Source organism: Thiobacillus sp. 65-1402 (assembly GCF_001897685.1).
GTDB lineage: Bacteria > Pseudomonadota > Gammaproteobacteria > Burkholderiales > Thiobacillaceae > Thiobacillus.
Map to the genome: position 1 here is coordinate 1 of NZ_MKUG01000097.1, position 9,525 is coordinate 9,525.

9 protein-coding genes are annotated in these 9,525 nt (G+C 65.6%); 2 read left to right on the plus strand and 7 right to left on the minus strand.

Annotated features, from left to right (window positions below; all coding sequences use genetic code 11):
- From BGO62_RS08020 to BGO62_RS08035, 4 genes are all read right to left on the minus strand, one after another.
- Positions 1-1,005 (minus strand): aspartate kinase (locus BGO62_RS08020; RefSeq protein WP_296641042.1); only part of this gene is annotated, 1,005 nt, incomplete at its 3' end.
- A 38-nt stretch (positions 1,006-1,043) separates the two neighbouring features.
- On the minus strand, positions 1,044-2,342 hold the full coding sequence (gene rlmD, locus BGO62_RS08025; RefSeq protein ID WP_296641043.1) for a 23S rRNA (uracil(1939)-C(5))-methyltransferase RlmD: 1,299 nt from the start codon (positions 2,340-2,342) through the stop codon (positions 1,044-1,046).
- Positions 2,339-3,115 (minus strand): 3'-5' exonuclease, encoded by a 777-nt coding sequence (locus BGO62_RS08030; RefSeq protein WP_296641045.1) that lies wholly within the window; start codon positions 3,113-3,115, stop codon positions 2,339-2,341. The genes rlmD and BGO62_RS08030 overlap by 4 nt, the downstream gene beginning before the upstream one ends.
- 40 nt (positions 3,116-3,155) lie before the next feature.
- On the minus strand, positions 3,156-4,448 hold the full coding sequence (locus BGO62_RS08035) for an HDOD domain-containing protein (protein WP_296641048.1): 1,293 nt from the start codon (positions 4,446-4,448) through the stop codon (positions 3,156-3,158).
- 101 nt (positions 4,449-4,549) lie between these two features.
- Between BGO62_RS08035 and BGO62_RS08040 the strand changes: the two genes are divergently transcribed.
- Positions 4,550-6,001 (plus strand): DUF4139 domain-containing protein, encoded by a 1,452-nt coding sequence (locus BGO62_RS08040; RefSeq protein WP_296641050.1) that lies wholly within the window; start codon positions 4,550-4,552, stop codon positions 5,999-6,001.
- 10 nt (positions 6,002-6,011) lie between these two features.
- Here BGO62_RS08040 and pgi read toward each other — a convergent pair whose 3' ends face one another.
- Positions 6,012-7,664 (minus strand): glucose-6-phosphate isomerase, encoded by a 1,653-nt coding sequence (gene pgi / locus BGO62_RS08045; protein WP_296641053.1) that lies wholly within the window; start codon positions 7,662-7,664, stop codon positions 6,012-6,014.
- Between the two features lie 109 nt (positions 7,665-7,773).
- Here pgi and BGO62_RS08050 point away from each other — a divergent pair, with 109 nt between their 5' ends.
- A complete protein-coding gene (locus tag BGO62_RS08050; RefSeq protein ID WP_296641055.1) occupies positions 7,774-8,259 on the plus strand; it encodes an FKBP-type peptidyl-prolyl cis-trans isomerase in 486 nt (161 codons plus the stop codon).
- Between the two features lie 111 nt (positions 8,260-8,370).
- On the opposite strand, the gene BGO62_RS08055 is transcribed toward BGO62_RS08050, so the two are convergent.
- The gene (locus tag BGO62_RS08055; protein WP_296641059.1) at positions 8,371-9,183 is read right to left on the minus strand and encodes a class III extradiol ring-cleavage dioxygenase; all 813 of its coding nucleotides are present in this window, start codon (positions 9,181-9,183) and stop codon (positions 8,371-8,373) included.
- A gap of 104 nt (positions 9,184-9,287) precedes the next feature.
- On the minus strand, positions 9,288-9,525 hold a 238-nt coding region (locus BGO62_RS08060; RefSeq protein ID WP_296641062.1), incomplete at its 5' end, for a TolC family protein.

The following is a 9,525-nucleotide window of genomic DNA, read 5'->3' on the forward strand; positions in this document are numbered from 1 at the left end:
GACCTCGCGCGCGCCAATGCCGGCGGCGGTTACCTTGACGATATCCATCGCCTTGGCGAAGTCGTTGCGATGCACGGTGAAGGTGAAGTCGGTGGTATGGGTGTGCCCCACGTTCTGCACGATCATGTCGACGTCGATGTTGGCATCGGCCACCGGGCCGAGAATCTGGTAGGCGATACCGGGGTGGTCGGGCACGCCGACCACGGTGATCTTGGCTTCGTCGCGGTTGAATGCGATGCCTGAAATGATGGCCTGTTCCATGGAGTTGTTTTCCTCGAAGGTGATGAGCGTGCCGTCGCCTTCGTCCTGAAAGCTGGACAGCACACGGAGTTTTACTTTGTATTTTCCGGCGAATTCGACCGAGCGGATTTGCAGTACCTTGGAACCCAGGCTCGCCATTTCGAGCATTTCCTCGAAGGTGATGGTCTTCAGCCGGCGCGCCTCGGGCACGATACGCGGATCGGTGGTGTAGACGCCATCGACATCGGTGTAGATCTGGCATTCGTCAGCCTTGAGCGCGGCTGCCAGCGCCACGCCGGTGGTGTCGGAACCGCCGCGCCCCAGCGTGGTGACGTTGCCCTGTTCGTCGACACCCTGGAAGCCGGCGACCACGACCACATGGCCGGAATCCAGGTCGGCGCGCATTTTGGATTCGTCGATCGACAGGATGCGCGCCTTGGTGAAGGCGTTGTCGGTGAGGATGCGCACCTGCGCGCCGGTGTAGCTTTTCGCTTTCAGTCCCAGGTCTTTCAGCGCCATCGCCAGCAGGGCGATGGTGACCTGCTCGCCGGTGGATACCATGGCGTCCAGCTCGCGCGGGTCGGGGGTGGACTGGATCTGTTTGGCCAGCGCAATCAGCCGGTTGGTCTCGCCCGACATGGCCGAGAGCACCACCACCACCTGATGCCCGAGCATCTTGAATTTGGCCACGCGTTCGGCCACTGCGCGGATGCGTTCGACATTGGCGACCGAGCTGCCGCCGTATTTTTGTACGATGAGTGCCATGGTTTTCGATAATGAGTTAAGCGCGTGAGTTTAATGGATTAGCGCTGGAAAAGCGCAATCGACTCCACGTGCGCGGTGTGCGGGAACATGTTGGCGACGCCTGCCGCTTCGAGCCGGTAGCCCTTGACGTGCACCAGCACCTCGGCATCGCGCGCCAGCGTGGCGGGATCGCACGAGACGTAGACGATGCGCTGCGGCCCGCCGTTGTCGGGCAGGGATTTGACGACCTCGATGGCACCAGAACGCGGCGGATCGATCAGCAATTTGTCGAAATGCCCGAGGGCGGCGAATTTTTCCGGCGTCATCTCGAACAGGTTGTCGACCGTGAAGCGGGCGTTGGGCAGGCGGTTGCGCAGGGCGTTTTCGCGCGCGCGGGCAACCAGTTCGGCGCTCCCTTCGATGCCGAGCACCTCGGCGCCGCTGCCGGCGATCGGCAGGGTGAAGTTGCCCAGGCCGCAGAACAGGTCCGCGATGCGCTCGCCGGCCTGGGGCTGCAGCAGGCGCATTGCGCGGCTGACCAGGGCGCGATTGATGGCGGTGTTGACCTGGGTGAATTCGGTCGGCCTGAAAGGCATGACGAGGCCGAACTCCGGCAGGCTGTAGCTGAGTTCAGGCGCAATTTCCGGCCAGAAAGGACGCGCGGTGTCGGGGCCTTTTTTCTGCTCCCACACCTGCACGCGGTGGCGCTCGGCGAAGCTGCGCACTTTGGCGGCGTCCTCGTCGCTCCATGGCTCAAGCAGGCGGAACACCAGCACGGTGACGTGTTCGCCGACGGCGACCTCGATCTGCGGGGTGCGGTCGGCGTTCGACAACTGCACGATCAACTCGCGCAGCGGCTGGATCAGCGCCGAGACATCGGGCGTGAGGATCTCGCAGCTTGCCATGTCGGCAATGAAGCTGGAGCGTTTTTCGTGGAAGCCGACCAGCACGCCGCCTTTCTTGTCGACCCAGCGCGACGATAGCCGGGCGCGGTGGCGATAGCCCCAGCTGGGGCCGTGCAGGGGGGGCAGGATGACGTCGGGGCGGACCTTGCCGATGCGGGCGAGATTCTCTTCCAGCACGCGCTGCTTGGCGGCGACCTGGGCGCTGGCCTCCAGATGCTGCATCGAGCAGCCGCCGCAGCGGCCGAAGTAGCGGCAGCGCGGCTCGGCGCGCTGGGCGCTGGATTTCAGGATGGCGACCGCGTTGGCCGAATTGTATTTGGCATGCTTGCGGTAGACCGCGATTTCCGCGCGTTCGCCCGCCAGGGCACCGTCGACGAAGGTGACCTTGCCGTCGAGGCGCGCCACGCCATGGCCCTCGTGGTCGAGGGAGAGGATGTCGACGACGGGGTTCATGCCCAGGCCGCCAGGAATTCCTGCCAGTGCGGGGCAGGGTGGGCCTGCACGGTGCTGCGTGCAAGTTCGATTTCGGCGGCGTAGGCCGATTCGGAGAGCGTGCCGCGTATTTTCTGGAAGCGCAGATAGACCAGCCAGGTGTTCATCACGTCGGTTTCGCAGTAATTGCGGATGGCGTCGATTTCCCCCTGCTGGAAGGCGTCCAGCACTTTCGAGCCGTCCATCCCCAGCTTGCCGGGAAAGCCGCACAGCTTCGCCATCTGGTCGAGCGGCGCATTGGCGCGCGGCTGGTACATCGCCAGCACGTCCATCAAATCCAGATGGCGGGTGTGGTAGCGGCCCAGATAGTTATTCCACTTGAAGTCCTTGTCGTCGTCGCCCCAGTCCCAGTAGCGCGCCGCCGTCACGCCATGGATCAGGCTGCGGTAATGCAGCACCGGCAGGTCGAAGCCGCCGCCGTTCCACGACACCAGCTGCGGGGTATAGCGCTCGATGCCGTCGTAGAAGCGCTGGATCAGTTCGGCCTCGCTGCTGCCGGGCTCGCCGAGCGACCATACCTTCAGTTGGTCGCCGCTCCTCAGCACGCAGGAGATGGCGACGATGCGGTGCAGGTGATGCGGCATGAAGTCGCTGCCGGTTTTCTGGCGACGGTTCAACAATGCCATTTCGGCGAGCTCCGCGTGCGGGAGCGCTGTTTCGGCTATGCCGTTGACCGCGGCGAATCCGGCGAGATCGGGGATCGTTTCAATGTCGAAAACCAGGGTGGGATGCATGGCACGGGCGCGCGGACAAAAACCGCCATTTTACGCTGCTTCAATGCAATGCTGTGTCGAGCGCCGAGGCCGCGATCAGGGCATCCAGGTAGGCCACCGAAATCTGGTGCAGCGGGATATCCAGCTGCTGCGCATAGCGGGCCAGTATCTCGGCATCGTTGTTTTCGCAGGCATGCGCCAGTTGCAGCGTCGCGCCTTCGGAGGAGGGGTGTGCGCTCAAGGCCAGCGCGCTGGCCGCCGCCAGCCCCAGCTTGCGGATCAGCGCCTCCAGCGGGAGCGACAGCGCATGGGGGGCGGCCGACAGCAGGCCGATCTCGAATGCGGCGGCGGCGCTCTCGGCCGGCGCGCCCAGGCGCGTGACTTTGCCCATGAAGAGCGCGCGCGTGAGCGCGGTCACGGCATAGTGGCGCGTGGCCTCGGTGGGATGGGCGCCGGCCAGGGCCAGCAGTATCGCCACGCGTGCGGCGCGCTGGGGTCCCAGCAAGACCAGTGCATGGGCGGCCGATTCGGCGGGGCGGCTCAGGCCGCCGATCGGCGAGTTGGCGATGGCGAGCAGGCGTGGCGCCATGTCCGGGTTCAGCCGGAAAAACTGGATCAGCGTATCGAGCGACTGGCGCAGCGCGATCGCCAGCAAGTCGAGCTGCACGGCCTGCTCGCGGGTATGGGCGGCAGGCTGGGTGTCGCCCGAAAACAGGCTGCCTTTGAACCAGGCGTCGGCTGGCCAGCGTGCCTGGGTATGGGCGTGCCGTACCCCCTCCACGATCAGGCGCGCAGACACCGCGGGTGGAATGTCGTCGGCGCGGCAGGCCAGATAGCGCCAGGCGGAGGCGCTATCCTGCATCACCGCGTGGTTGCGGTCGAAGGCAGGGCAGAACGTCAGTCCGGCGTCCTGCAGGGCGAGGGCGCGCGCCAGATGCTGCTCGCTATCAAGGCTTACGCACCAGATCAGCTGGCGGTGATCGAGTTGCTGCGGGATGTCGCTGAACAGCACGCCGGCGCTGATCCGCACCAGCAAGGGCAGCTCACCTGTCAGGCCGTCCTGCGTCAGGGAATACAGGCCGGTCAGCAACATGTCCTCGTCCATTTGCCGAAGCTCGGGTGGCGCATCGGCGGCAGCGGTGCGTCCGCGCAGCACCAGCTGGTGGGCGACCAGGCTGGAGGCGGCGTCGAACAGCGGATCGAACGACAGGAAGCGCTCCCGCAGGGCTTCCTCGCGAACCGGGTTGCTGCTGGCGATGCCCAGCATCTGCGTCACCACCACGGGCTGATCGGATTCGCGGGTATTGATGCCGCCGCCGACTATGCGGGATGGATGGAGGTCGTCTGCGCTCATGACAGTCACTGCAAAATGGGTTCGGCCATTCTAGCGCCGCGAACCATTTTTCGCGTGCATCGGGCATCATGCCCGTTGCCGCAAAACGCGAAGGAGACGACATGACGAAGAAGAAACTGCTGAATGCGCTGATGGCCGGTCTGCTCTTTGCCTCTCAACCCGGCTGGGGCGCGCCGCGCGACGAGACCGGCAGCACGGCAGCCGACCAGCAAGGCGTCGCGGTCACCATCTACAACGACAATCTGGCTTTGGTGAGGGATGCGCGGCGGGTCGGGCTCACGCGCGACTTCAACCGGCTGGCATGGCGCGAAGTCGCGGCGCAGATGCACCCGGAGACGGCGCAGCTGCGCAATGTGTCGAGTCCCGCCGGATTCCGCCTGCTGGAACAGAACTTCGATTTCGACCTGTTGACGCCGCAAAAGCTGCTCGAAAAATACGTCGGACGCGAGGTCGGCGTTATTCGCACCCACCCCGCCAGCGGCGCGGAAACCCGCGAAACGGCGAAGGTGCTGGCGACCAACGGCGGCGTGGTGCTCAAGTTCGCCGATCGCATCGAAACCGGTGTGCCGGGGCGGCTGGCGTTTGCGGGCGTGCCCGACAGCTTGCGCGACAAGCCCACGCTCGTCATCTCGCTGATCAACCCGTCGGCGGGGGCACAGGATCTGGAGCTGTCCTATCTGACCGGCGGGCTGTCGTGGCGGGCCGATTATGTCGCCGAACTGAATGCCGCTGACGACCGGCTGGATCTCAACGGCTGGGTGACGCTGACCAACCAGAGCGGCGCAGCCTATCCCAATGCCAAACTGCAATTGGTGGCGGGCGATCTCAACCGGGTGCGCGACGCCCAGCCGATGCCGCGCGCGACGATGGCGATGGCGGCGAAAGCGGCCGACGCGGCCGAGCTGCAGCAGGAGCCCCTGTTCGAATACCACCTCTACACGCTGCAACGCCCCACCACGCTGGCGGAAAACCAGACCAAGCAGGTGGCGCTGCTGTCGGCCGGCCGGGTGCCGCTGAAGAAGACGTTCCTGCTCGAAGGTGCGGCCTACTACTACTCGGGTCAGCACGGCGAGCTGGGGCAGAAAATCAAGGTGGGCGTGTTCGTCGAATTCGACAACAAGGGCGAAGGTCTGGGCGTGCCGCTGCCCAGGGGCGTCGTCCGGGTTTACAAGAAGGACAGCCAGGGCAACGCGCAGTTTGTCGGCGAGGATCGCATCGATCACACGCCAAAGAACGAAACGGTGCGCCTCAATCTCGGCAATGCCTTCGAGCTGACGGCGGACAAGAAACAGACCGCCTTCCAGAAGCTGGCCGGCAGCGGCCGCAGCGGCTACGTGTTCGAGTCGGCGTATGAAATCGTACTGAAGAATGCCAAGCCGGAAGCGGTAAGCATCACGGTGCGCGAGCCGATACCGGGCGACTGGACGATGCTCTCCGAATCGCAGCCGCACACCAGGGTGGCTGCCGGCATTGCCGAATGGCGGGTGCGGGTGCCCGCCGAGGGCAGCGCGACGCTCAGCTACCGCGTGCGGGTCAAGAGCCTGATGCAGTAGAAATCATGCGCTAAGTGCTGAGGCCGCGGCGCCGGCGGATGTCGGTGATCAAGCCGAGGGTGGAGCCGTCGTGTTCGCCGATCGCACGCACCGAACTCAGCGCGGCGCGGATCGGCGGCGCCAGCTGCTTGCCGAGTTCGACGCCCCACTGATCGAAGCTGTTGATCTGCCAGATCACGCCCTGCACGAACACCTTGTGTTCGTAGAGCGCGAGCAGCATGCCCAGAGTGTGCGGGTCGAGCTTCTGGTAGAGCAGGGTGTTGCTCGGGCGATTGCCCGGGAAGACCTTGTGCGGCGCCAGCGCCTTGGCGGTTTCGCGGCTCATGCCCTGGGCGATCAGTTCGGCCTCGATCACCGCGCGCGACTTGCCCTTCAGCAGCGCCTCGGTCTGCGCCAGGCAGTTGGCCAGGAGCCATTCGTGCTGGTCGGCCAGCGGCGTGGGATTGACCGCTGCCACCAGGAAATCGGTGGGGATCAGGCGCGTGCCCTGGTGCACCAGCTCGAAGAAGGCGTGCTGGCCGTTGGTGCCGGGCGCGCCCCACAGGATCGGCCCGGTGTTGTAGTTGACCAGCTTGTTGTCGCGGTTGACGTTCTTGCCATTCGACTCCATGTCGAGCTGTTGCAGGAAGGGCACCAGCAGGCGCAGGCGCTGGTCGTAGGGGAACACGCCGTAGGTGTCGGTGCCCCAGAAGTTGGCGTACCAGATGCCGAGCATGCCGAGGATGGCCGGCATGTTGACTTCCAGCGGGGCTTCCTTGAAATGGATGTCCATCGCATGCGCGCCGGCCAAGAGCGCCTGGAAATTGCCCCAGCCGATCTGCAGCGCGATCGACAGGCCGATTGCCGACCACAGCGAGTAGCGCCCCCCCACCCAGTCCCAGAAGATGAACATGTTGTCGGGGTCGATGCCGAATGCCTCGACTGCCTGCGCGTTGGTCGACAGCGCCACGAAATGCCGTGCCACCGCGGCGGGGGCGCGCAGCGCAGCCAGCAGCCAGGCCTTGGCCGAGTTGGCGTTGGCCAGAGTTTCCAGGGTGGTGAAGGTTTTCGAGGCGACGATGAACAGCGTGGTCTCGGGGTCGAGCTGCTTGAGCGTGCCGGCCAGATGCGCCGGATCGAGGTTGGAGACGAAATGCACCCGCACGCTTTCCAGCGCGTAATGGTCGAGCGCCGCACACACCATCGCCGGCCCCAGGTCCGATCCGCCGATGCCGATGTTCACCACGTCTCGGATCGGCTTGCCGGTATGGCCGCGCCAGCTGCCGTTGTGGATCGATTCGACGAAGCGCTGCATGCGCTTGAGCACGGCTGCGACTTCGCGCTCGACATCCATGCCTTCCACCACCAGCGGCGGGCGCACCGGCGCACGCAGGGCGGTGTGCAGCACCGCGCGCCGCTCGGTGAAGTTGATGCGCTCGCCGCTGAACATGGCATTGCGCATGCCCTCCAGATCGGATTCGCGCGCCAGTTGCATCAGATGCCGCATGGTGTCCGGGGTGACGCGGTTCTTCGAGTAGTCGAGCAGCAGGTTGCCGCAGCGCAGCGACAGATGCTCAAAGCGATGCGCGTCTTCGCGGAATGCGCTGCGCATGTCGAATGCGCGCATGTCCTTGAAGTGCTGTTCCAGCGTTTTCCAGGCGGGCAGGTGTTTGAGTGGTTTCATGGCGGGCGGTGTGCGGGGCAGGCTTCGAAGGTATCATAAGCAGCAGGCGGCGTAGGCGCCAGTCAGGCCATGGCGTGGCGCTTTCTTTGACGGTTCGGGATGGGACAGCATGGTTACCGTGACACACAACAAACTTGTATATATCACCTACTCAATACTCGATGCGCGCGGCATGGTCGTCGAGCAGCACGACATTCCGGTCGGCTTTGTGCACGGCGCCAACAGCGGCATTTTGCCGGCGATCGAATCGGCGGTAGCGGGCCGCAAGGTGGGCGACCGGGTCGAGATCACGCTGGCGCCCGAGGAGGGGTACGGGCTGCGCGACGAGAGCCTGGTGTTTGTCGAGGAGCTCGATAATGTGCCGCCGCAGTTCCGCAGGGTCGGCGCCGAAGTCCTGTTTGAAAACGAGTCGGGCGAGACCAAGGCCTTTTACGTCACCTCGATCGAGGACGGCAAGCTCAGGCTGGACGGCAATCCCTCGCTGGCCGGGCAGAGCGTGACCTGCCTGGTGAATGTGATGGACATCCGCGATGCCACGCCGGAGGAAATCCGTAATGGCCGTCCGCTCGACGCGGCCCCGGGTACGATGCATTGAGGCGACGGGGCGAGGCGGGAAAGCTCGTCCGGGATTTCCGGCCCGGCCGGGCCGGAGGCGCTTTATTGCGCGGGTATCTTCGAGCAGCGGCGGGTATCGGCTAACGCGCCGTCATTCCGCCGTGTGGCCGAAGCGGAAACTCGATGCCGTCACGCCGCCGAAGAAGCCCTGCTCGTGGTAAATGCAGGCGGCCGCTTCGTCCTCGGCTGCGCCGACTGCCACCATCAGCGGGATCAGGTGGTCTGCCTGCGGATGGGCGCGCCGGGCCGACGGCGCGTGTTCCCATTGCAGCAGGCGTTGCGAACGCTGGCCCGGCGGCGTGCGCACGAGGGTCTCCTGCAGCCACTCATCGAATGCCTCCGATGCCGTCTTGGCCTGCTCGCCGAACTCCCGCAGATTGTGATAGCTCAAGCCGCTGCCGACGATCAATATGCCTTCGTCGCGCAGGGGCGCGAGCGCCCGGCCTGCAGCAAGATGGGTTTGCGGGTCGTAGCCGGTCTTCAGCGATAGCTGCACGACGGGGACGTCGGCTTCCGGATACATCACGGCCATCGGGGTGAAGCAGCCGTGATCGAAGCCGCGGTTCGCATCGAGCCGGGCGCCGAGCCCCGCCGCTTCGAGCAGGCCCTTCACGCGGCCGGCCAGTTCGGGCGAGCCGGGCGCGTCGTAGCGGACATGGTAGGTGTGCTCCGGAAATCCGTAATAGTCGTAGACCATGGGCGGGCGCGGGCTCGCCATCACGGCGAATTCGCTCGCCTCCCAGTGGCCCGACACCATCAGGACCGCGCGCGGCTTGGCGCCGAGTTCCCGCGCCAGCGCCTGCAGCGACGCTTCGAGCAGGCGATAGTGCGCGCGGAACTCGCCCGTTAGATACGGCCACGGGCCGCCGCCGTGGGACAGGAAGTAGCTGGGCAGTCGTTTCATGTCGAACTCCTTTCGGCACAGGATGGGGGCCGCATTCGCGACGGCGCGCATGTGCGGGGCGCACCGGCATGAGCCGGGCACGACGGCGCTGGCGAGGACCGAACTTACTGCCAGCCGCCGCCCAGCGCCTTGTACAGCGCCACGCGATTCGCGGCCTCGGACAGGCGCACGCCAATCAGATCCAGTTCGGCGCCGTAGAGTGCACGCTGCGCGTCGAGCAGTCCGAGGTAGCTGTCGACGCCGCCCTTGTAGCGCGCTTCCGACAGGCGAAAGCCGGCTGCGGTGGCCTCGACCAGGCGCCGCCGCGCGTCGAGCTGCTCGGCGAGGGTGGCGCGTTCGGCG